Origin of the sequence: Ensifer adhaerens, from assembly GCF_013283195.1 — a bacterium.
Lineage (GTDB): Bacteria > Pseudomonadota > Alphaproteobacteria > Rhizobiales > Rhizobiaceae > Ensifer > Ensifer adhaerens_G.
In genome coordinates, this window is sequence record NZ_JABEKT010000004.1 from 339581 (window position 1) to 362252 (window position 22672).

The following is a 22672-nucleotide window of genomic DNA, read 5'->3' on the forward strand; positions in this document are numbered from 1 at the left end:
GGTCACCACGCGACATCGGTGATCTGCGCGGCTGGCTTCAGCAGCAGCCACGAGACGTCTTCAAGCAACATGCAACCGGTGCAAGCGGTCTGGAAAAGCGACCGCGACGGGCTCGCGGCGATGGCGCTACCATCGACGATCTGCAACGGCGTGCTGTCCTCATGCACAACGGCAGAGGTCGTCACATCGACCGCGAACGAACTAGGATTGCCGCCGACGAAAAACTCGCTCGCATCGACAGCAGCCAGCACCGTTTCGCCGACGAACTCGCTGCCGATGATCGGAACCGCCAAGCCGGGATGCAGCATTTCCAACAGCACTTTCCTTGCCGGGCTGGCGAGCAGGACGGGCTTCTCCGGTGCGGCTGGCGACGTGAGCGCCGCGACCAGTGCGGCCACGTCGGCAGCAGATGCGACGGCGCTATCGGTCGAGGTCGAGGCGGTCACCACGACGGCATTGTGCAGCAGACCTTCCGGCTGCACCGCATCGGCAGCAGCAGCGCCGAGCAGAACCTTGTCGACTCCGCGTTTGATATCGACTTCGAGCAGCCGACCGACGATGGAGAGCACGGTCGCTTCCGTCCGGCGCAGCATTTCGTCCGTCACGATCGAGATCAAACCGCCCTTGAACGGCACGAGCTTCTTGTTGCTGAGGAACTGAGAGCGCGCCGCAATCGGCTGGCCTTCGCCGACGAAAATCGGCAGCGGTTCATCCTCGACCTGCGCATCAGGGATGAGCATTTCCTTCCTGCCGAGTTCCACGGTGTTGCCGACAACGGCCAGCTGCGCAAAGGCAGAAGACGGCGACAACAGCGCCAGAGCAGGCAGGTAGATTTCCGAGTCGACCAGCGAACCGGCCCACGCCGGGACCGATGTCATGGCCGGTGAAACCGCCGCCTTGATCTTCAGCCCCTTCGTCAACCGTTCGGCAATCGCCTTCAGCCGCTCATTCGCCGAGCCCGGTTTGCTTGAGTCCTGCAAGCTGGCGACGATGCCCTTCACAAGGTTGCGCTGGACGTCGCGCCATGCGCTGTTCGGATCGATGCCGCGCCGAAGCCGCTTCTCGACGCCGATCACAAGGCTTTTGATGATGGTGAGATCGTCCTGATACGACATACGAAAACCCCCTGACACGGCAGGGGGCGGAAGAGCGGGAACTCGTGCGCCAGGCACCTGCCCATATGGACATGACACGAGGATAGCACGGCTAAATCATTGGTTCTGCTTACATTTTGGGTAAGTTGAGAGGGGAAAGGTCCCGTTGGCGGGACGTTCGAGGGTGGTTAGGGGGGATAGAACCGTTATATCCGGGCGGATATAACCCCTTTTCCAATATCCCGCGAACGAATTCTCGATTAGGGCGTCGGTCCCGTAGGTACTACTTCTTGGCGATCTAATGTGCCCCCCCTCAATCTGGCCGTGCCCCGATCAGAGTCCGAATTTGGACTTTGATGGATCAAGCTGCAAATTTGCGTCTTGCTCGCGGAACCTCGTCCGAATTTGGACTAGGTTCAAACCCTCAATTGATGGTTTGCATCACCGGATTCATTCCGCTCCTGCATCACGTGTTCCAGCACTTGCCTCGCAAGCTCATCGAAGGCGTCGCACAGGTCCGGCATGATATCGATCATATCGACCTCACCAGATGCGACCTGCTTGCGAAGGTCAGGCCGCAGCAGCCCGATGGCGCGGCTGAAGCCAATGCCACAGCGTGGAACCTTGAAAGCCTTGGCGTGAGCGTTCAACGCTTTCAGCGCGCCGTTGCGGTGCGCCTTGACGCGGCATGCGCCGGAGCATGTCACTTGATCCTTGCGCACTGTCTCAAAGAGCAGGTCGCAACCGACACAGACCGATATGTAACGTTTTCTAGAATATGTTACATCGGTGCTCATCACGCGCGCCCTCTCGCCTTGACGCGCCACATCGTCCAATGCCAGCCGATGCGATGGCTGACGATCTTCACATCGGCAGCGATCCGGGCTGTGAGCTTCGGCGACTGGTGCGGATAGAAGCGATAGGCGCTCAACCCCAGTCCGATGGCAAAGGCTTCGAGCTTCGGCATGAACTCGTCAGGATCGGTCGCGGTCCAGCACGCTTCGAACTTCGCGTCGTTGCCGTCGAGGGTGAGTGCTGCGCGCACCGCTGGCATGACGCCCGCAAACAGGCTTATCCGCTCTTCCTTGTTCATGGTATCCTCCTCCCTGTTGGAACGCATACACAATCACGATTTGCCATTGCGGCTGGCGGGGAAACTCGCCAGCCGCTTCCGTGTCAGGCATCAGCTTGGCTTTCGTCTGCGACGCTCGGTAACGTTACATCGCTGTCACGTAACGCCTTCTGTTTCTCGCGGTAACGACGTTGGCGGATGGCATTCGGTGTCAGGATTTGCTCGATGATCGGCGGATCGCTTTCGCCCGCGATGGCCTCATAGCTGAGTTCCGGCATCAGGCTATCGACCGATGGCAAGGTCGCAAGGAAAGCGTGAGCCGCTTCTGATGTAAGCCCGGCCATAGCGATCTGGGTTTGCGCCTCGACCGACTGTAGTTCGATCTGGACAACGGCCTTGCTTTCGAGTGCAGCAACCTGCGCCTTCGCCGCCAATCGCAATTCCTCTCGGCGTTCCTTCACGCTGCTGTGGTAACTGCGATTTGCCCAAGTGAGACCGAGTTTGGGGGCGAACTGGCGCGGGATGCCGAGTTCGACGCAACGGCGTGCGACGGCCTCCTGCGCCTTCTTGATTTCAGGTTCGACGATGCGGACGGCCTCGGCCCATACCTTGTCGTCGTCGAAGGCGTACTCGGCGCTGATCTGGTTTTCGAAGTCGGCGAGCAATTCGCGGCTGCGCTGTTTGGCGGCGGACTTCATCACCTTCTCACGCTGGCGCACGAGGCGTTGAAGTTCCTCGCGTTCGCCTTTTGTCATTAGGGAACTCATGCTCTTCCTCCTTGGTTGATGATGCTTGCCGTGTCATGCGTGGCCGATGTCTGGCGCGACAACGCATTCGGTAGCGTTCAAGTCCTTCTCGACCTGTTTCCTGATGAGATCGTGTTTGCCGCTGCACTTCGGGCAAACCCCCATGACGACGGCATGGTCGCCAAGATGATCCCCCATGACGAAACCGACAGAGACGGGCAAGAATCGTTCCCACTCCCAAGCCCGGTCGCAGACGTAGCAACTCATCGGATCGATCAGACCGCGTGCCGCTCGAAACACGCCGTTGAGATAGTTTGCGGTTGCGCTGGCGATGGCGGGGTCCGGGTGGATGATGGCTGTGAACGCGTCATAAATCTCGAACGTGTAGAGCGGTTGTTTCTTCTGGCTGCGAATGGCGGCGTCGGCTTGCCTGAACTCACGGAGTCCGTTCCGCCGCTGTAGTCGTTCCTTCCGCCTTGTTGCCGATGCTTTCGTCATCTTCTTCCCTTTCTTCTCTTTGGACAGAGGGTGACTTGTCACCCGATGTCCGATGGTGTCGTCGCTGGTACGGTAAGGGGGTTGACAGACGGACAGACAAGTGACAAAACGCTCGGGCGTTTTTTGTCCTTGTCTGTCCTCCTTCACCCCACCACCAGCCAGACATGCTCGTTCCAAGTCCCTATCTTCTTGTTTTCTAATAGTTTTTGCAGTGTCCTTTGGAACGCCTTGTTGAGAGAGTTCGGATCGTCCGATGTACTCAACCCTCGTTTGGCGGCATGAGCCTTCCACACGTTAACGTTCACCGTTCTCACTCTGTCAGGGATATAATTGTTCGACGGTGGAACGCTTCCCCGGTCGTTGAGCACTTCGATCAGTGCGTCGAGCGCGATGGCTGTCGCGCCTGTCGCTTGCCATGGCTTCGCAGTGTGCTTTCTGAGTTCCGGTTGCGTGAGTTCCTGCACGACGCACGTGCTTGTCTCGTCGGCGAACTCGTGGACCTCCAATGCGAAATCCATGCTCAGGTTCGCTTCACCTTCGCGCATCTTCTCTAGTCTTGCCGTGTGCACTCCGTTTTCGCAGCGGATCGACCATTCGGCATCGGTAGCGCCGTTGAGCGCTGATGAGCCGCGCATGCCGCGCTCCTGGTCTTTTCCCGCGTGATGGACGCCGACGACGAGACAGTTGAAATGACGCGCGAGCCTGTCGGCAGTCGCCACGAATGACCCCATATGCATCGAATTGTTTTCATCGGTGCCCGGAATGCAGCGTGCCACTGTGTCGATGAAGATGAGTCCAAGGTTCGGGATGCGCGCATTCTGAATGTCGAAGATCAGCCGATTGGCGTCGTTGGGAGTGGCGAAGCCGAGATTGGGCGCTTCGGTGATGATGTAGAATTCAGCGTCGGTGATGTTGAGCCGGTCGCGGGCTGCGATCACCCGCTTCTTGATGCCGCTTCCGGCTTCCGCCGCGATATAGACGACAGCGACGGGCTCGCTTGTGTTGCCGAAGAAAGGGAGGCCGGATGCGACACAGAGGCCGAGATGAAGAGCGAAGAACGTTTTACCTGATCCGGGTGCGCCGTAGATCGTGGCGAAGCCGGTGCGCGGCAAGAGACGTTGCACGAGCGCTTCCGGTTCCGGCTCGTGCTCGTCGAGTTCGCTGATGTGGATCAGTTTGAAAGGTTTACGTGTCGCGTCTTGGCCGTCGTAGTTGCCATGCATGGGAAACTTTTCCTTTCCGTTTGTAACGAGAAGGAAGTCGCCGTATTGTGATGTGGTCAGTCTTTCCCCAAGACTCCACGGCGAAAACCTTCAAGCCGGTGACCTTTCAGAGTCACCGGCCTTTTCGCGTCTTGCGAACGATGGATAGCCAAGAATTCCCGGTTAGGGATTTGCCGCCCCGGTTATCGGGTGTCGGCGCGCTTGAGTGTGCGTATCACTGGCGCTTTGATCTGATTTTGCACCGAAGCGGAAAAGAGTCCAGAGTGGCAAATGTTGCGGTTTGATCGCGAATGCACGCGAATGATCGCAAATGATGCTTTTTCCATTTTGGAACAAGCAAACCGGGATTATTGCCGTGAGGGAAAAGATTGGATGTTTCCCCAATGGGGAATGTTTCCCGCGCCGGGAAACTTATGTTTGCCACCGTGGCAAACAATTCCTTCCCCGATTCCTTACCCGTACTCAGGGTAAAGGGCTTATGAACGTTGATTTAATTGGAGAAACGGCTTTGACGATTCCTTTGACAAGCACAGGAAAGAAGGTGGTTGTGACGAGCGCTGAGCCTTCCCGGCTACCAACCCGGGCATTATCGGCAGCCTAAAACAAAAAGCCCCGCTCGAAAGCGGGGCGTTTTGTTTTGGCGACCGTCGCCGATCGCCTATCCTTGGAGGCAGAGCCGTTTGTGGCGTGCCGCTAGGGCACGCCACAAGCCATGCTCAGGCCGCCTTCATCTGGCTTTCGACATCGGTCGGAACCGTGGAGATCGTCTTCAGGATCTGCGCAGCGATCTGGTAGGGGTCACCCTTGGAGTTCGGGCGGCGGTCTTCAAGATAGCCCTTGTAGTCGTTGTTGACGAAGCTGTGCGGAACGCGGATCGAGGCACCGCGGTCAGCAACGCCGTAGCTGAACTGGTGAATCGAGGCGGTTTCGTGCTTGCCGGTCAGGCGCATGTGGTTGTCAGGACCGTATACGGCGATGTGGTCGGCGCGAGCTTCGGCGAAGGCCGCCATCAGGTTTTCGAAGTATTCCTTGCCGCCGACTTCGCGCATATAGGTGGTCGAGAAGTTGGCATGCATGCCCGAACCGTTCCAGTCGGTGTCGCCGAGCGGCTTGCAGTGGTATTCGACGTCGATGCCGTATTTTTCGGTCAGGCGCTGCAGGAGGTAGCGGGCAAGCCAGATTTCATCGGCGGCCTTGCGCGAGCCCTTGCCGAAGACCTGGAATTCCCACTGGCCCTTGGCGACTTCGGCGTTGATGCCTTCATGGTTGATGCCGGCGGCCAGGCAGATGTCCAGATGCTCTTCGACGATCTTGCGGGCGATGTCGCCGACATTGCCGAAGCCAACGCCACAGTAGTAAGGGCCCTGCGGCGCGGGGAAGCCAGCTTCCGGGAACCCGAGCGGGCGACCGTTCTGATAGAAGAAATACTCCTGCTCGAAGCCGAACCAGGCGCCGTCGTCATCGGCAATCGAAGCGCGGGTGTTGGACGCATGCGGCGTCTTGGCATCGGGCATCATGACTTCGCAGAGAACGAGCACGCCGTTCTTGCGCTCCGGGTCCGGATAGACGGCAACCGGCTTCAACACGCAGTCGGAGCTGCTGCCTTCGGCCTGCATCGTCGAGGAACCGTCGAAGCCCCAGAGCGGAAGCTGTTCAAGCTGCGGAAAAGCGTCGAATTCCTTGACCAGGGTCTTGCCGCGCAGGTTGGGGGTCGGCTTGTAACCGTCGAGCCAGATGTATTCGAGCTTAAACTTTGTCATTTCTTTCTCTCACGTGACGCCAGGAATGGCTTGGTTCCGAAGCGGTTGGGCAATCCAGATCGGTTGCCCGACGACCGTTAGACATAAGAAAGCATTAATCGTGCCAGTTCGCTTTTTCTGGCCAAAACACGAAAAAATCAACGCCCGCGGCATCCGCTGTCCAGTGCAAGCGGTAGCACAAGACTAAGGATGAAGCGGACTGCACAGAAAATAGGCACCATCAGCCGCGCTTTGAGGCACGGCCACGCGCAATCCGCTGCCAAAGAAGGCGTCGAGCGGCAAGGCGGCCGCCGCGTCGTCGCAGCCCGGTCAACAAGGGCCATCACAAAGGCTGCTCGAAAAACATGCAGGCAGTCACCAGCCCGAAACGACACTGCCAGACGCGTGACTACCGGGTAATCATCGCCAGTACGCGATAGAGCCGTTCATCGGTCGATTGGGCGACGTTGAAGCGCAGAAATCCCGAAGCCGCGCCGGAATGGCTGAAGGCATTGCCGGGCGCCAGAACGATATCATGCGCCAGCGCCTTCTGCGCCAGCTCCGACGCATCGAGCCCCTCCGGCAGCCGGCACCAGAGGAACATGCCCGCCCGCGGCTCGATCCAGGGTGTAATCCCGACGGCAGCAAGCCGCGCGGTGGTTTCGGTCATCGTTCGGGTCAGGCGCAGCCGCAGCGCCTCCATATGTTTTCGGTAGCTGCCGTCGCGAAGCAGGGTCAACACCAACTCGGCGGCGAGGTTCGGGCCGCCGAATGTGGTGGCGATCTTGAGGTCGATCAGCCCCTCGATCCAACTCCTGGGAGCGGCGATGTAGCCGCAGCGCATCGATGCAGACAACGTCTTGGAAAAGCTGCCGATCTGCACGACACGGTCGAGACCGTCGAAGGCGGCCAACCGCGGCGCCGGCTCATGCTCGAAATCGGCAAAGATATCGTCCTCGACGATGGTCAAGCCCGCCTGCTCGGCCAGCCGCAGCAGGCGATGCGCAACCACGGGAGACAGCGTCGCGCCAGTCGGATTGTGCACGGCGGAGTTGGTGATGTAGAGGCGGGGGCGATGGGCTTCCAGCACTTCAGAGAACCGATCGAGATCGGGACCGACAGGCGTGTAGGGCACGCTGACGACATTGACGCGGTGCGCCCGCAACAGCGCCTGGAAATTGAAGTAGCAGGGATCGTCGACCATGACGGTGTCGCCTGGTTCGAGCAGGAACCGGCAAAGCAGATCAATCGCCTGGGTGCCGGACTCAGTCAGGATGATCTGATCGGGCGATGCCTCGACGCCATGTTCGCCAAGGCGCCGCGCCAGCAACTGCCGCAAGGGCCGCAGGCCGAGCGGCGTACCGTATTCCGTCAGGCTCGCCGTCTCCGCGCGTGCGATCGAGCGCAGCGCCCGCCTGAGTGCTGCCTCCGGCATCCACGACGCCGGCAGCCAGCCGCAGCCGGGCTTCAGCACCTCGGCATCGGTTTCAAGGGCTTGTCGCGAAACCCAGAGGGGGTCGACCGCGCGGTCGAGCCGCGGGCCGACCTCGGTCAGCGACAACGGCGCCAGCGGCGCAGACACGAAAAAGCCGGAACCGGGCCGCGAGCGGATGGCGCCCTCGGCGGCAAGACGCTCATAGGCTTCCACAACCGTCGACTTGGAAACCCGCATGGTCGTCGCGAATGCCCGAATGGAAGGAAGCTTGGCACCCGGCGTCAACAATCGCCCGGCAATGCGTTGCCGGATCGTGCCCATGACGCCCTCAATCAGGGTCTCACTACCGGTCTCCGTCTGCTGGAATGCCATCTGTATCGGACCTTGATGCATGACAGTTTGGCGCAACTGTACCGCATTGTCTCTGGAAGAACCACTGTCTCCGACCGATACATGTAGAAAAGGAGACGACAATGGACAGAACGACTACCGGCTGGTTAAACGGCTTCCTCGGAGTATTGATTTTCAGCGGCTCGCTGCCGGCCACACGCGCTGCCGTCATGGACTTCGATCCAGTATTCCTGACCGTCGCCCGCGCGGCGATCGCCGGTGCGCTGGCGCTCTGCCTGCTCCTCGTCTTTCGCCAACCCAAGCCGACGCGCACCGATCTCGTGTCGCTGGCAATCGTCGCCTTCGGCGTCGTTCTTGGCTTCCCGCTCCTGACCGCACTGGCGCTTGAGCATGTGACATCGGCCCACTCGATCGTCTTTGTCGGCCTGCTGCCTTTGGCGACCGCCGTCTTCGGGGTGCTTCGCGGCGGCGAACGGCCGCATCCGGCCTTCTGGCTGTTTTCCTGCGTCGGCAGCGCGCTGGTTGCTGGTTTTGCACTGACGCAGGGCTTTTCCGCCTCGCCGGTTGGCGATCTCCTTATGCTCGCCGCCATCATCGTCTGCGGCCTTGGCTATGCCGAGGGTGCTGCCCTTTCGCGCAAGCTCGGTGGTTGGCAGGTCATCTGCTGGGCTCTGGTGCTGTCGCTGCCCGTCATGATCGGCATCGGTCTTTTCACCAACGCACCAGCCGTCGAGATGGTGAACGGTGGCGCCTGGGCTGGCCTTGCCTATGTCTCCGTCTTCAGCATGCTGATCGGCTTCGTCTTCTGGTATCGCGGACTGGCGCTCGGCGGCGTCGCCGGCGTCGGACAGTTGCAACTGCTGCAGCCGTTCTTCGGCCTGGCGCTGGCAGCAGCACTGCTGCATGAGCCGGTGAGTGGAGCGATGCTGGCGGTCACCGGCGCGATCGTGCTTTGCGTCGCCGGCGCCAAGAAATTCGCGAAGTAGAAGGCTAGCTTTCGGCCCATCGTCAGAGATGGTCGAGCTTAAGCCGCTTGCTCAACAGGTCGATGAACGTCCGGACCTTGGCCGTGGGCGCCCTGCCCTCGCGCCACAGGATATGAAGCGGCACAGGGGCCGGTTCGAATTCCTCAAGTACCACCTCGACCCTGCCGTCGGCAATCAGATGCTCGATTTGCCAGAGCGGGGAATACCCGAGACCGAGCCCTTCGCCGACGGCGGCATAGATTGCCGCCATGGCGTTCACCCGCAAAGGGCCGCCAACCTTTATCCCACGTGACTTGCCGTCGATCGTCAGCATCCAGGTGCCCTGCCGATCATCGCCCAGGCGCGTGACGCAGTCGTGGTGCTTCAGGTCATGCGGGTGCTTGGGCCGACCGCGTGCGGCAAGATAGGAGGGTGCACCGAAGACGACGCGGCGCAGACCGCCCAGCCGCTTCCCCGTCAGGCTCGAGTCGGCCAGATCGCCAATGCGCACCACCATGTCGAGCCCACCGCCTACGAGATCGACGAACGCGTCGGAAAGGTCGAGTTCGACTTCGACTTCCTTGTATTGCCGCATGTATTCGGCAACGATCGGCATCAGGAAGCGCGGAGCAAACAGCGCCGGAGCCCCGATGCGCAGCACGCCTGAAGGCTCCAGTCGGCGCCGCGCCGCCTCCAATCGGGCTTCACGGATTTCATCGATGGCGGGCTTCACCCGTCGATAGAAGATCTCGCCCGCCTCGCTCGGCGAGGAGCGCCGGGTCGTTCGGTGAACGAGTTCCACCCCAACATCGTCTTCAAGGGTTGCAAGCGAACGGCTGACGGTCTGCAGCGGCCGCGAAAGGCGATTGGCAGCCGCCGTCAAGCTCCCGAGCTCGACCACGGCGACGAACACTTCCAGATCCTCGATACGGCCCATTCAATTCTCCCATTTTTCGGGAGTATTAATCACATTTCTGGCCAATTGTCTGTATTTCCGCCGCGCAATACCCTGTCTTCACATTGCATGAGACGAACGTCAGGAAGGCGAATTCGCATGGCACCGACAACGACAAGAACCGCGGGAAACAGGATACTCGTCGTCGGTGCGACCGGCCGGTTTGCCGGCCTCGTCGTGCCCGAGTTGGTGGGCCGCGGAGCTATTGTTCGCGCCCTAGTCAGGGACCAGTCCAACACCGGCTTGGCGCAGTCACTTGGCGCCGCGGAAATTGCGGTCGGCGACCTCAGGGATCGCCAAAGCCTCGACGTTGCGCTGCAGGGTATCAACGGTGTTTTTCCTCTCGGACCGGCCTTCGCGCCCGATGAAACGGCAATGGGCGTTGCAATGGTCGAGGCGTCGGTTCGCGCGGGTGTGCGCAAGTTCGTCTTCTCCTCGGTCATCCAGCCAACCAACACACGACTGAAGAACCATGCAGCCAAGATCCCGGTCGAGGATGCGCTCTATTCGTCCACGCTCGAATACACCATTCTGCACCCGGCCAACTTCATGCAGAACCTCCGCTCGGCGTGGCCGGCGATCGTCGAACACGGCGTCTTTTCAGAACCCTTTCCGAAGACCACGCGCCTGGCGCGCGTCGACTATCGCGACGTTGCCGAGGTGGCGGCGATCGCTTTGACTGAGGATCGCCTCGCCTATGCCACCCTCGAATTGTGCGCCGATGGCCGCCACAACAGGGAGGAAATCGCCGCGATGATGGCAAGCGCGTCGGGTCACCCTATCGAGGCGGGCGAGATCAGCTTCCACGATTGGGCCGCACCGGCCCGGACCAAATACACCGAACAGCAACTCGGCTTGCTCGCAAAGGTCCATGAGCACTACGCAGCCGTTGGCCTTGGTGGCAACAGCCTGTCGTTGAGAGCGGCACTCGGGCGGGAACCGCGAAGCCTGCGGGCCTTTATCGAAGAGCTCGCGACCGCTGCCACTGCTCGCCCACACCTCCAAGCCTGACACTTCCAAACCGGAGCATCACCGCCATGCCAAAGAAACTTCCCGCTCGCTACAACGCCATCGCCATGCCTCTGGTGCTGTCGGTCCTGATGTCCTGCCTTGTCTCGGCAGTTTCCACAGTCGCCAGCGTCGGAGCCAGCGCCGACCTCTTCGCCCTATGGATGAAAGCCTGGGGCATCTCGTGGCTCGCGGCGTTTCCGAGCCTGCTGCTCGTATTGCCGCTGGTGCGCATGATCGTTGGCGCGCTGGTGCAAGCGCCGCAAGCCCGGCGTTGAACCGTTAAGCCGGCGGTGACTGAAAGGCCGTTGCGGGGCGATCACTGCCGCGGAACGATCGAGGTCGGCGAGTGTCTCGGCGGTAACGCGGCCGTCGTCGCGCGCCGGCACACGCCATGGCATCCGTGAGACCGTCGGCATCAATTGAGAACGGGACTGTTCGCCGGCGCTGCGATCGCAGCGAGCCGATAAGCCCGCTGCACGCCCACCCTCACGCGCCCCAGGTCGTTTCCAGCACCCGGATCCAGTTGCCGTGGCAGATTTTCGCCAGCGCGGCCTCGTCGTAACCGCGCTTGCGCAAGAGGTCGACGAGCAATTGCAGGTCGGCCGCGTCGCGCATCGACGCAGGGATCGTCGTGCCGTCGAAATCAGAGCCGAGCGCGACGTGGTCGAGGCCGATGCGGTTGGCGATATAGTCGATGTGATCGGCCAGAAGGTCGAGACTGGTGTCCGGGTGCCTGATGCCGTCGGAGCGCAGGAACAGGACGCCGAAATTGATGCCGGCCAGCCCGCCGGTGTCCTTGATCGCGTCGAGCTGGCGATCCGTGACGTTGCGGCTGTGCGGGCAGAGCGCATGCACGTTGGAATGGGAAGCGACCAGCGGCCCGTTGGAAAGTGCCGCGATATCCCAAAAACCCTGCTCATTCATATGCGACAGGTCGACCATGATCCTGAGCTCGTTACAAGCACGGATCAGGTCCTTGCCGCTTTCCGTCAGCCCCGGACCGATATCGGGCGATGACGGGAAACGGAACGGCACGCCATAGGCAAAGATGTTCGGCCGGCTCCAGACGGGTCCGAGCGTGCGCAGGCCGGCAGCATGCAGCACGTAGAGCGCGTCGAGATCGGCGGCGAACGCTTCGACACCTTCGATATGGAGCACCGACGCGAACACACCGTCTGCGATCGCCTGGCGGATATCGGCTGCCGAGCGGCAGATCTTCAGCTTGTCTTTGGCCCGCCGCTCAAGGCGCATCAGCAGGCTCGCCATGCCGAGTGTACTCTTCAGCGCGTCCTGTTGATCCGGCGTCGCGAAATCGCCGTTGGTGTCCTTCTGCATGCTGGGCGAGGCGACATAGACGGCGCAAAGGCCACCGGCGAGCCCGCCCTCTTTGGCCTTCGCGAGATCGATATGGCCGGAGCTGCCGCCATCGATGAAACGGGCTTGAGCGTCTGGCTGCTGCGAGTGCCACAAACGCGACAGCACATCGTTATGTCCATCGAAGACCGAGATTTTCGCCTGTGTTGCCAATTGGGGATCGCCTTTCAACCTGTTTTCCGGCCACGCCGGCCGGTTGCGCGCGACTCATCGCATCGTCGTGCGCGACCATAATCTTCCGCCAGCCCTAGGGGAAAGCCGTCCACCGACGCAAATGCAAACCGTGCATAGGCCTTGCCGAAATCGGAATTGGTCGCGCCCAGCCATGTTGTGCTTAATCCGCCCCCTACAAGGGAACACGGCCGGCATTGAGGTTATCTGCAAAAGCCTCACGGCGGCCGTTCGCATGACGATAAGTCCGAGAAGGGGATATTTCCGATGATTTCCAGACGCAACCTGTTGATCGGCGGTGCTGCCGTGCCGTTTCTGTCCTATGTCAGCCTGGTGCCGGCCTTCGCCGAAACCCCGAAAGACATCCTGGTTGTCGCCCAGCAGCTCGACAACATGACGAGCCTCGACCCGCACGAGAGCTTCGAGGCGGTCGGCAGCGAAATCTGCGGCAATATCTACCAGAAGCTGGTTCACCCCAATCTCGACGACGCCAACAAGGTCGACCCGACGCTGGCCGAATCCTGGGAAGCGGACGCCGACAGCAAGGTGTTCACCTTCAAGCTTCGCGCCGGCGCCACCTTTGCGAGCGGCGCGCCGGTCACGGCCGAAGATGCGGCCTTCTCGCTGCAGCGCGCCATCAAGATGAACAAGGGCCCTGCCTTCATCATCGCCCAGTTCGGCTTCACGCCTGAAAACGTCGAAGAGCGCATCGTCGCCGTCGACGGCTCGACGCTTCGCCTCACGCTCGAACAGCCGGCCTCGCTCGCCTTCCTGCTCTACTGCCTCTCGGCCAATGTCGGCAGCATCCTGGAGAAGAAGGTCGCGCTCGAAAACGAAGTCGACGGCGACCTTGGCAATGCCTGGCTGCAGAAGAACACCGCCGGTTCGGGCGAATTCGCGCTGCAATCCTGGAAGCCGAGCGAGAGCGTCGCGCTGACGGTCAATCCGAACGGCCCCTACAAGGGCAACATCAAGCGCATCATCCTGCGCCATGTCGCCGACCCCTCCTCGCAGCTCCTGATGCTGCAGAAGGGCGATGCCGATATCGCCCGCAACCTCAGCTCCGAGCAGCTGCGCACGCTGCAGGGCGACGAGAACTACACGCTGGTCCGCAAGGGTGTGGCCTCGCTGGTGCTGATCTCGCTCAACCAGAAGCAGGCGAACCTGGCAAAGCCGCAGGTCTGGCAGGCAGTCAAGCACGCGCTCGACTACAAGGGCATGCAGGAAAACATCGTTCCGCTGACCCACAAGATTCACCAGAGCTTCCTGCCGGAGGGCTATCCCGGTGTCGTCAACGACACGCCGTTTGTGAAGGACGTGGCCAAGGCCAAGGCACTAATGGCCGAGGCAGGCCTCGAGGCCGGCTTCGACATCGTCATGGATCACTATTCGGCGCAGCCCTATCCGGATCTGGCGCAGGCGATCCAGGCAAACCTCGCCGAAATCGGCATCCGCGTGCAGCTGCAGGCGGCCGAAAACCGCCAGGTTCTGACCAAGATGCGCGCTCGCGAACACCAGATGGCGCTTTCGGCCTGGGGCTCGGACTACTTCGACCCGCATGCCAACGCCGACGTGTTCTGCATCAACCACGACAATTCCGATGACGCGAAGTCGCGTCCGTTCCTGTGGCGCTCGTCCTGGCAGGATGAGGAAATGGCAACAAAGGCCGAAGCGGCACGCGACGAGAAGGACCCGGCAAGGCGCATCGCGCTCTACGAGGAACTGCAGCGCGCCCACATGGAGCACAGCCCCTTCATCTTCATGCTGCAGACGACGACCACGGCCGCCTGCCGCAAGTCGGTTGCCGGCATCCGGCTCGGTACGCTCTCTGACGCCCACTCCTATGCAGAGGCGTCCAAGGCTTGAACAAGCGTATCAAAAGCTTTTCCACCACGTTGAGCAGCGTCTTCCTAACGCTGCTCGGCCTGACGATCGTCACCTTCATGATCGGGCGCGTCATGCCGGTCGACCCGGTGATTGCCGCGGTCGGCGACAACGCGTCCGAGGCAGTGATCGCCCAGGCCCGCATCGAAATGGGCCTCGACCAGCCGCTGATCGTACAGTTTTTCCGCTATCTCTGGCAGCTGCTGCACGGCGATCTCGGCATGTCGATCCTGACGCGCAACCCGGTCTCCACGGATATAGCCCGGTTCTTCCCGGCAACGCTGGAGCTGGCAACGGCAGCACTGCTTCTGTCGGCGGCGATCGGCATTCCGCTCGGCGTCTGGGCCGCTGTCCGCCAGGGCAAGTTCGTCGACCAGGCGATCCGCGTCGTCTGCCTTGCCGGCCACTCCGTTCCGGTGTTCATGCTGTCGCTGATTTCGCTTTTGATCTTCTACGCCACACTTGGCCTGGCACCGGGACCCGGCCGTCAGGACGTCATCTTCGATGGCATGATCGATCCGGTCACCGGCCTTCTGACGATCGACACGCTCGTTGCCGGCGACTGGGATGCCTTCCGTGACGCCGTGGCGCACATGGCGCAGCCTGTCTGCATCCTTGCCTATTTCAGCATGGCCTATATCACCCGCATGACCCGGGCCTTCATGGTCGACGCCTTGAAGGGCGAGTTCGTGATCACCGCACGGGCCAAGGGACTTTCGGCCTCCACCGTCATCTGGAGCCACGCGTTCCCGACGGTCGCGGTGCAGCTGGTGACGGTGCTGGCGCTTACCTATGCCGGGCTTCTCGAGGGCGCCGTCGTCACCGAAACGGTGTTCAGCTGGCCGGGCCTCGGACAATATCTGACGGTGTCGTTGATGAACGCCGACATGAACCCCGTGGTCGGAGCGACCCTTCTGATCGGCCTCATCTATGTCGGGCTCAACCTTATCGCCGACCTTCTCTATCGTGTACTGGATCCCCGCGTCCGATGATGCTTACGACCTTCAGAAACTGGGCGCTGGATGAAACGCCCGCCTCCCGCACCCAGGCCTCCTGGGGCCATCGCTATCGAATCTGGCTGAAGCTCAGGTCCAACCCGCTGGCGATGATCGGGCTTGCGATCATCCTCTTCTTTTCGCTGCTTGCCTTGTTTGCTCCGGTGCTGGCGCCGCACGATCCGGCGATCCAGAACCTGGCCAACCGGCTCGCCGCACCGAGTGCCGCCCATTGGCTCGGCACCGACGAGCTTGGCCGTGACATCTTCTCGCGCATCCTTTTCGGCGGTCGCGTGACGCTCGGCATGGTCGTCTCCGTGGTCGTCCTCGTCGCGCCGATCGGCCTTGCCGTCGGCTGCATCGCCGGCTATTTCGGCGGCGTCGTCGATACGGTGCTGATGCGCGTCACCGACGTTTTCCTCGCCTTCCCGCGCCTCATTCTGGCGCTGGCCTTCGTCGCGGCGCTGAAGCCCGGCGTCGAAAGCGCCGTTCTCGCCATCGCGCTCACAGCCTGGCCGCCATATGCGCGCCTCGCCCGTGCCGAAACCATGACGGTACGCCGCAGCGACTTCATCGCCGCCTGCCGGCTGACCGGCGCTTCGCCATGGCGCATCATCATGCGTCATGCCGCACCGCTTTGCGTGCCGAGCCTGATCGTGCGCATTACCCTCGACATGAGTTCGATCATCATCACCGCGGCCAGCCTCGGCTTCCTCGGCATGGGCGCGCAGCCGCCGTCGCCGGAATGGGGCGCAATGATCGCCACCGCCAAGCGCTTCATCTTCGATCAATGGTGGGTTGCAACCGTGCCCGGCATCGCGATCTTCCTGGTGTCGCTCGCGTTCAATTTCCTCGGTGACGGGTTGCGCGACGTGCTCGATCCGAAGGGAGACTGAGCCATGCTGGTTGATATCCAGAACCTTCGCATCGCCTTCGAGAACCGCTCCTCCCGCTTCGAGGCCGTGCGCGGCATCTCGCTTTCGCTCGGCGCGGAGAAACTCGGCATCGTCGGCGAGAGCGGCTCGGGCAAGAGCCTGACGGCTCGGGCGTTGATGAAGCTCTTGCCATCCAATGCCGCCATTACTGCCGATCGGCTCTCTTTCGACGGTATCGACGTGCTCGCCGCCTCGGAAACGCAGATGCGCCAGATCCGCGGCAAGCGGGCGGGCTTCATCCTGCAGGACCCGAAATACTCACTGAACCCGGTGATGAACATCGGCCGGCAGGTGTCTGAAGCCTGGCGCGCCCACAAGGGCGGCAGCAAGAAGCAGGCGCTCGAGGCGGCGATCCACCTTCTCGACCAGGTCAAGATCCGCAACCCGCGCGAAGTCGCCGCCTCCTACCCGCACGAGGTCTCGGGCGGCATGGGCCAGCGGGTGATGATTGCGATGATGCTGGCGCCCGACCCGGAACTGCTGATCGCCGACGAACCGACGAGCGCGCTCGACGCGACCGTGCAGGCAGAAATCCTGCGGCTGATCGAAGAATTGGTCTCGGAGCGCAACATGGGCCTCATTTTGATCAGCCACGACCTGCCGCTCGTCTCGCATTTCTGCGACCGCGTCGCCGTCATGTATTCCGGACGGGTCATGGAAGAATTGAAAGCCTCGGAACTGCTGAACGCGCGCCATCCCTATACCAAGGGGCTCCTCAACTGCATGCCCTCCCTTACGCATCCCAGGGACCGGCTGCCTGTTCTCAACCGCGATGCTTCGTGGCTCACCGCATGATCGACGTTGAAAATCTCCGCATAAGGTTCGGTGACCGCGAGGTCGTCAAAGGTGTCTCGTTTTCGGTGAAGAAGGGCGAGAGCTTCGGCATCGTCGGCGAAAGCGGCTCGGGCAAGTCCACCATCCTCAGGGCGATGGCCGGGCTCAACGAAAGCTGGGAAGGCCGCATCGCCTTCGGCGGCGAGCCGGCCGCGCTGAAACGTCCGCCGGGCTTTTTCCGCCGAGTGCAGATGGTGTTCCAGGACCCTTACGGCTCCCTGCACCCACGCCAGACGATCGACCGCATTCTCAGCGAATTGCCGCTGGTGCACGGCATGGACAACATCGACAAGCGTATCGTCCAGGCGCTGTCCGACGTGGCCCTGCCGCAGGCCGCCCGCTTCCGCTTTCCACATCAGCTGTCCGGCGGCCAGCGCCAGCGCGTGGCGATCGCGCGCGCCTTGATTGCCGATCCGCAGGTGCTGCTGCTCGACGAGCCGACGAGCGCGCTGGACGTCTCGGTGCAGGCGGAAATCCTCAATCTCCTGTCCGACCTTCGCGAGGCGCGCGGTCTCACCTACATTCTCGTCAGCCACAACCTCGCCGTCATCGCCCATCTCTGTGGTCAGGTGGGTGTGATGCTGAACGGCGAGATGGTCGAACAACTGAGCGCGCAGGATCTGCGTGTAGGCAAGACAAGCCACGCCCATACGACGGAACTGCGCACGCTGAGCGTCGGGCTGGAAGAACCGGCCTGACTTCAGCCCTTCGTGACAACAAGCACAATGGAAGACATCATGCCGGCACATCTCGATTGGCACGCCGCATCCGCCACCGCCGAAGCTTTCGCCAGGCAGTGGGCGGAGAACGAACCGGGTGGCGCCGTCATCGGCTTCGATGAGAGCGGCATCCGCTTTTCGCATGCGCGCGGCGTCGAGAGCCTGTCGACGCTCACGCCGTTTTCGGCCGACAGCGTCGTGCGCTACGCCTCCGTCACCAAGCACTTCTTCTGTGCCATGGTTCTTCAACATGAGGACATCATCAAGCTCGACGATCCGCTCGGCCAGCATCTGCCGGAACTCGCCTCGCCGCTTGCCGACGTGACGGTCGGCCAGGCGCTCGACATGAGCGGCGGTCTGCCGGACACGCGCGAATGCCTGTCGCTGCTTGGCCTCTCCGTCTACACCGAGACCGAGGCTGCTCCACTTCTGGCGTTCTTGGCACGGTTGCGGCGGCTGAATTTCGATGCCGGCAGCGAAGTTTCCTATTCCAACACCGGCTATCGCCTCGTCGAGGCGGCGCTGGAGCACCGCGGCTTCAACTTCGACGACTTCATCCAGAGCGAGGTTGCCGGGCCACTCGGCGTCACCTTCAAGGCGCCCGACGTCTGGAACGATCCGGTCGCGGGCCTGGCGCCCGGCTATTGGCACAATGGCGAACGGTGGCAGCTTTCCGCCGCCGGCCTGCATATCTCGGCTTCCGGCAGCCTGACGGGGAGCGCCAATGCGCTGACGGCCTGGCTGCAGGCGTTGATGCGCGGCCAGGGCCATTTCGAAGGCGTGCTGGAGATGTTGCAGGCGACACGCTTTCTGGCAGATGGGCGGCCGAGCGGCTACAGCCTCGGCCTACGCCTTTCGACACTCGGTGAGCGCAACTTCGTCGGCCATGGCGGCTCGCATCCGGGCTACAAGACTTATTTCCTCATCGACCCGGAAAACCGCTCGGGCTTCGTCGTCGTCTCCAACCGCGAGGACACCAACGGCAACAAGATCGCGCTCGAAAGCATGGCGGCGTTGACCGGCTTGCCGCTGCCGACTCCGGCGACCGGCATTCGCGACGGTCTCTATGTGACCGAACGGGGGCCGTGGTGGCTGGAGATCAAGGGCAGCGTCTGCACCTATCTCGATGCCGACGATACGCTCTATGACGACGGCGACGGCTGGGTATCGTCGCGCTCTGCCTCCTCGCCGATGCGGTTGCGGCTGGAGGGATCGGCGCTCGTCGGCGAGGCCGGTCATGCGGCACGACACTTCCTGCCGGTCGCCGTTGACCAAATGGTGCCTGTATCGCTTGCCGGCACATGGCGTTCCTCAGAGGATGCTGAGTTCGAAGTCCGCGATGGCGCGGTGGTGATGGGGGTTGGCCCGGTGCGCCACGTGATGCCACTCACGGCGCTCGGCAACGGCCGCTACCTCTTCACCCTCCATGACGGTCCGTGGACGAAGCGTGTATGCCTCCATGTGCTCGACGACAACAGGGTGGAACTGGTGCTCAATCGCGCGCGGATGATGGAATACCACCGTCGGGGCTGATTTTTGTTGAAGCCTGTCGAACAGTGCCTAAAAGGGGTCATGCTCCCGCTGCAAGGCGGGGAGTGACGTCTTTCAGGAGTGCATGCTGTGGAAATCAAGTGGCTCGAAGACTTTCTGGCACTGGCGAGCACGCTCAATTTCTCCAAGGCGGCCGACGAACGGAACGTGACGCAATCCGCTTTCAGCCGCCGGATCAAGCAGCTGGAGGCCTGGGTTGGCGCCAGCCTCGTCGATCGCGCCACCTACCCTTCGCGATTGACCGAGGCGGGCCAGAAATTCGTGCCGGTGGCGCAGGAGACACTGCAGCATCTCTACCAGTCGCGGCGCAACCTGCAGAAGGAAGAAGGCTCGGACGCCAAGACGATCAAGGTGACCGCGCTCCACACGCTCTCCTTCACCTTCTTTCCCGACTGGATGAACCGGATCAACAGGAAGGCCGGCCCGGTGTTTTCGCGGCTGCGCCCGGATTCCGGCAGCATGGAAGAGAACCTCAACTCGCTGGTCGACGGTTCCTGCGATTTCCTTCTGACCTATGCCCATACGCAGGTGCCGCTGCTGCTTGACCCGCAGGCGTTCGAGCACCGCTCGCTCGGCCACGAAAAGATCATTCCGGTTTCAGCCCCCAACGACACCGGAGCGGCCGCACACCTCCTGGAGGGCGGCACGAAGCCTTTCCCCCACATCAGCTATGAGAAATCGTCGTTCTTCGGGCAATTGCTGGGTGAATTGGTCGGCGCCGACCTGCCGCCGTTCCAGCGGGTGCATGAGGGCAGCATGTCCGTCGGCCTGAAGGCGATGGCGCAGGCCGGCTGGGGCATCGCCTGGGTGCCGGAAAGCCTGATGGTCGCCGAGTTGGCGTCCGGCGCGCTGGTGCGCGCCGCCGACCCGCGTTGGGATATCAGCGTCGAAATCCGGGTTTACCGCGCCAAGGACAATCGGCGCCCGGTCGTCGGGCGGATCTGGCAATCGCAGGAGACGGTTGCCGCTTGAAGGGAAGATATGAAGCGGCTCCCGTCAGGATGCGCTTCATACCCTCGACCGTTCAAAGCGATCCACAGACGGCTAGATTGCCGTCCGACGGGCATTCTCCAGGTAGAGCTCACGCAAGCGCCTGACCATCGGCCCGGGCTTGCCGTCACCGACAGGCTTTCCGTCGATGCGCGTCACCGGAACGACGAAGTTCGACGCGCTCGTCAGGCAGGCCTCGCGGGCAGAGAGCGCCTCCTCCAGCGTAAACGGCCGCTCCTCGACCGTCAGCCCTTGCTCGCGCGCCAGCTCCAGCGCGGCAAGCCGGGTGCAGCCGGGCAGCGTGGCATTGCTGTTGCCGCGCGTCACGATCCGGCCGTCGTCGGTGACGATATAGGCAGTCGAAGATGCTCCTTCCGTGACAAAGCCGTCCTCGATCATCCAGGCTTCGTCGCAGCCTTCGGCCTTGGCGATGCGCTTGGCCATCACCTGCGGTAAGAGACACACGCTCTTGATATCGCGTCGCGCCCAGCGCTGGTCGGCGACCGACTTGACGGAAACCCCCTTGTCGACGGCAGCCACATGTTCCAGCGTCTTGACCTGGGTAAAGAGCAGCAGCGTCGGCTTGATGTCGCCTGAAAACAGGAAATTGCGATCCTCGGCACCCCGCGTCAGCTGCAGATAGACGACGCCCTCGGTGAGGTTGTTGTCGCGCACCAGCCGCCGCTCGATCTCGACGATCTCGGCAACCGACACCGGGAGCGGCACATCGATCTCGCGGGCGGAGCGTTCGAGCCGTGCCATGTGCAGCGCACTGTCGATCAGCTTGCCTTCCAGCACGGCGGTCACTTCGTAGATGCCGTCGCCGAACAGGAAGCCGCGGTCGAAGACCGAAAGATGGGCCGCGTTCTCGGAAACGAACTCGCCGTTCAGGTAAACGATACGGCCGGTCGGGTTGGACATGGGAACTCCGTCTGAGGGAAGAGAATTAGGCCTTGAGGGCTGCAAGCCGATCAAGCGAGATCGCCTCGACCGAACTTGCCTTGCCGGTGGCGGCGTTGAAGCCGCTCGTGGATTGCGCCGTGACCAGCGAATTGAGGATCGCCTCTTCGGCGGCCTCGATCGTCGCTTCGAACAGCGGTGAGATCAGGTCGTTCGGCAGATCGGGATATCCGGAGATCGCGGCGCGTCGCTCGCGCGTGCGCCGGACGGATTCTGCGGTCGAGAATGCCAGCGAATAGTCTCCGGACCCGTTGCTGAGGGCAGCACCCGTGCGGGACAGCCCGCCAAAGGCGCGCTCGGCCAACCGTTTCAGGTTGCGGGCCGACAGCGGCGCGTCGGTTGCGACGACGATGACGATCGAGCCGTCACGATCATGTCCCGACGGCGCGTCGTAAGGCTGGCCGCAGACCAGCAGTCTGCCGCCATAGTTGGACTGCACCAGCACACCGACGGTGAAGATCTCACCCGCCGCCTTTACGCGACGGGAACTCGTGCCGATCCCGCCCTTGAGACCGAAGGCGACCGTGCCGGTGCCGGCGCCGACGGCGCCCTCCTCGACCGGGCCGGGTTCAGCCGCAGCAAGCGCCAGGCCGATCTCATCGACCGTTGGGCGTCCGGCGCGGATATCGTTCAATCGGCTGTCATTCGTCTCGCCGACGACGGCATTGAGTGACACGACCTTTTCGTTGCCCGGCTGGGCCAGTGTCCAGCGGTTGATCGCCTCGATCGCCCGGCCGGTCGCGAGCGTATTGGTCAAAACGATTGGTGTTTCAAGTTCGCCCAGCTCTGCGATCTGGGTGGAGCCGACAAACTTGCCGAAGCCGTTGAGGACCGCGAGCGCGGCCGGCACCTTGTCCTGAAACATGTTACCGGAGTGAGGAAGGATGACGGTTGCCCCGGTACGGATCCTGTCGTCCTCGACGATGGTCGCATGGCCAACGGCAACGCCGGCAACGTCGGTGATCGCATTCAGCCCACCGGTCTCGTAGACGCCAGGACGAAATCCGAGATCGCGAAGTCTCTGACGCTCATTTGCCGCCATGTGGCCGTTTCCCCATTTTGCCAGAGGGCGATCGGTTGCACACGACCGTCGCCTTGATTGGCTGGAAGCTACTCCGCCCCGCGAGAAAACGGCATCGCAAAAATGGAATAGTTCTATGAGAAGTCCGC

At 62.1% G+C, this 22672-nt stretch carries 22 protein-coding genes; 10 read left to right on the forward strand and 12 right to left on the reverse strand.

Features of this window, described 5'->3' with window-relative positions:
- Positions 1–2 precede the first annotated feature (2 nt).
- From LPJGGPFB_RS28085 to LPJGGPFB_RS28120, 8 genes are all read right to left on the reverse strand, one after another.
- A complete protein-coding gene (locus LPJGGPFB_RS28085) occupies positions 3–1115 on the reverse strand; it encodes a phage major capsid protein (protein ID WP_173423215.1) in 1113 nt (370 codons plus the stop codon).
- Between the two features lie 395 nt (positions 1116–1510).
- The gene (locus LPJGGPFB_RS28090; protein ID WP_173423216.1) at positions 1511–1891 is read right to left on the reverse strand and encodes a hypothetical protein; all 381 of its coding nucleotides are present in this window, start codon (positions 1889–1891) and stop codon (positions 1511–1513) included.
- On the reverse strand, positions 1891–2187 hold the full coding sequence (locus LPJGGPFB_RS28095; protein WP_173423217.1) for a hypothetical protein: 297 nt from the start codon (positions 2185–2187) through the stop codon (positions 1891–1893). The genes LPJGGPFB_RS28090 and LPJGGPFB_RS28095 overlap by 1 nt, the downstream gene beginning before the upstream one ends.
- Before the next feature lie 83 nt (positions 2188–2270).
- Entirely contained in the window at positions 2271–2933 is a 663-nt protein-coding gene (locus LPJGGPFB_RS28100) for a hypothetical protein (RefSeq protein WP_173423218.1), read from the reverse strand.
- Between the two features lie 33 nt (positions 2934–2966).
- Entirely contained in the window at positions 2967–3410 is a 444-nt protein-coding gene (locus LPJGGPFB_RS28105; protein WP_173423219.1) for a hypothetical protein, read from the reverse strand.
- Between the two features lie 143 nt (positions 3411–3553).
- Positions 3554–4633, reverse strand: coding sequence for an AAA family ATPase (locus tag LPJGGPFB_RS28110; protein WP_173423220.1), 1080 nt, complete (start codon positions 4631–4633; stop codon positions 3554–3556).
- A gap of 716 nt (positions 4634–5349) precedes the next feature.
- Positions 5350–6393 carry a glutamine synthetase beta-grasp domain-containing protein gene (locus tag LPJGGPFB_RS28115; protein ID WP_173423221.1) on the reverse strand — a complete coding sequence of 348 codons (1044 nt, stop codon included), beginning with the start codon at positions 6391–6393 and terminating at the stop codon, positions 5350–5352.
- A 388-nt stretch (positions 6394–6781) separates the two neighbouring features.
- On the reverse strand, positions 6782–8179 hold the full coding sequence (locus LPJGGPFB_RS28120) for an aminotransferase-like domain-containing protein (RefSeq protein WP_427858586.1): 1398 nt from the start codon (positions 8177–8179) through the stop codon (positions 6782–6784).
- 101 nt (positions 8180–8280) lie between these two features.
- Here LPJGGPFB_RS28120 and LPJGGPFB_RS28125 point away from each other — a divergent pair, with 101 nt between their 5' ends.
- Positions 8281–9144, forward strand: coding sequence for a DMT family transporter (locus LPJGGPFB_RS28125; protein WP_173423223.1), 864 nt, complete (start codon positions 8281–8283; stop codon positions 9142–9144).
- A gap of 22 nt (positions 9145–9166) precedes the next feature.
- Here LPJGGPFB_RS28125 and LPJGGPFB_RS28130 read toward each other — a convergent pair whose 3' ends face one another.
- On the reverse strand, positions 9167–10060 hold the full coding sequence (locus LPJGGPFB_RS28130; RefSeq protein ID WP_173423224.1) for a LysR family transcriptional regulator: 894 nt from the start codon (positions 10058–10060) through the stop codon (positions 9167–9169).
- A gap of 117 nt (positions 10061–10177) precedes the next feature.
- Here LPJGGPFB_RS28130 and LPJGGPFB_RS28135 point away from each other — a divergent pair, with 117 nt between their 5' ends.
- On the forward strand, positions 10178–11089 hold the full coding sequence (locus LPJGGPFB_RS28135; protein ID WP_173423225.1) for an NmrA family NAD(P)-binding protein: 912 nt from the start codon (positions 10178–10180) through the stop codon (positions 11087–11089).
- A 26-nt stretch (positions 11090–11115) separates the two neighbouring features.
- Positions 11116–11364 carry a DUF2798 domain-containing protein gene (locus LPJGGPFB_RS28140; RefSeq protein WP_173423226.1) on the forward strand — a complete coding sequence of 83 codons (249 nt, stop codon included), beginning with the start codon at positions 11116–11118 and terminating at the stop codon, positions 11362–11364.
- Positions 11365–11575: 211 nt separating this feature from the next.
- Here the strand turns inward: LPJGGPFB_RS28140 and LPJGGPFB_RS28145 are convergent, their stop codons facing one another.
- Positions 11576–12616 carry a dipeptidase gene (locus tag LPJGGPFB_RS28145; RefSeq protein WP_173423446.1) on the reverse strand — a complete coding sequence of 347 codons (1041 nt, stop codon included), beginning with the start codon at positions 12614–12616 and terminating at the stop codon, positions 11576–11578.
- Positions 12617–12901: 285 nt separating this feature from the next.
- Between LPJGGPFB_RS28145 and LPJGGPFB_RS28150 the strand changes: the two genes are divergently transcribed.
- From LPJGGPFB_RS28150 to LPJGGPFB_RS28180, 7 genes are all read left to right on the forward strand, one after another.
- Entirely contained in the window at positions 12902–14500 is a 1599-nt protein-coding gene (locus tag LPJGGPFB_RS28150; protein WP_173423227.1) for an ABC transporter substrate-binding protein, read from the forward strand.
- Positions 14497–15510 carry an ABC transporter permease gene (locus LPJGGPFB_RS28155; protein WP_173423228.1) on the forward strand — a complete coding sequence of 338 codons (1014 nt, stop codon included), beginning with the start codon at positions 14497–14499 and terminating at the stop codon, positions 15508–15510. Before LPJGGPFB_RS28150 ends, LPJGGPFB_RS28155 begins: the two co-directional genes overlap by 4 nt.
- A complete protein-coding gene (gene nikC / locus LPJGGPFB_RS28160) occupies positions 15507–16409 on the forward strand; it encodes a nickel transporter permease (RefSeq protein WP_173423229.1) in 903 nt (300 codons plus the stop codon). The genes LPJGGPFB_RS28155 and nikC overlap by 4 nt, the downstream gene beginning before the upstream one ends.
- Before the next feature lie 3 nt (positions 16410–16412).
- Positions 16413–17243: an ABC transporter ATP-binding protein gene (locus LPJGGPFB_RS28165; RefSeq protein ID WP_173423230.1), complete on the forward strand. Its 831-nt coding sequence runs from the start codon at positions 16413–16415 to the stop codon at positions 17241–17243.
- The gene (locus LPJGGPFB_RS28170) at positions 17240–17980 is read left to right on the forward strand and encodes an ABC transporter ATP-binding protein (protein WP_173423231.1); all 741 of its coding nucleotides are present in this window, start codon (positions 17240–17242) and stop codon (positions 17978–17980) included. Before LPJGGPFB_RS28165 ends, LPJGGPFB_RS28170 begins: the two co-directional genes overlap by 4 nt.
- Before the next feature lie 39 nt (positions 17981–18019).
- Positions 18020–19534: a serine hydrolase domain-containing protein gene (locus LPJGGPFB_RS28175; protein WP_173423232.1), complete on the forward strand. Its 1515-nt coding sequence runs from the start codon at positions 18020–18022 to the stop codon at positions 19532–19534.
- Positions 19535–19621: 87 nt separating this feature from the next.
- Positions 19622–20524, forward strand: coding sequence for a LysR substrate-binding domain-containing protein (locus LPJGGPFB_RS28180; RefSeq protein ID WP_173423233.1), 903 nt, complete (start codon positions 19622–19624; stop codon positions 20522–20524).
- 72 nt (positions 20525–20596) lie between these two features.
- Here LPJGGPFB_RS28180 and LPJGGPFB_RS28185 read toward each other — a convergent pair whose 3' ends face one another.
- A complete protein-coding gene (locus LPJGGPFB_RS28185; RefSeq protein WP_173423234.1) occupies positions 20597–21463 on the reverse strand; it encodes a D-amino-acid transaminase in 867 nt (288 codons plus the stop codon).
- Positions 21464–21488: 25 nt separating this feature from the next.
- Positions 21489–22544, reverse strand: a complete 1056-nt coding sequence (locus LPJGGPFB_RS28190) for a P1 family peptidase (RefSeq protein WP_173423235.1) — start codon at positions 22542–22544, stop codon at positions 21489–21491.
- Positions 22545–22672: the final 128 nt, after the last annotated feature.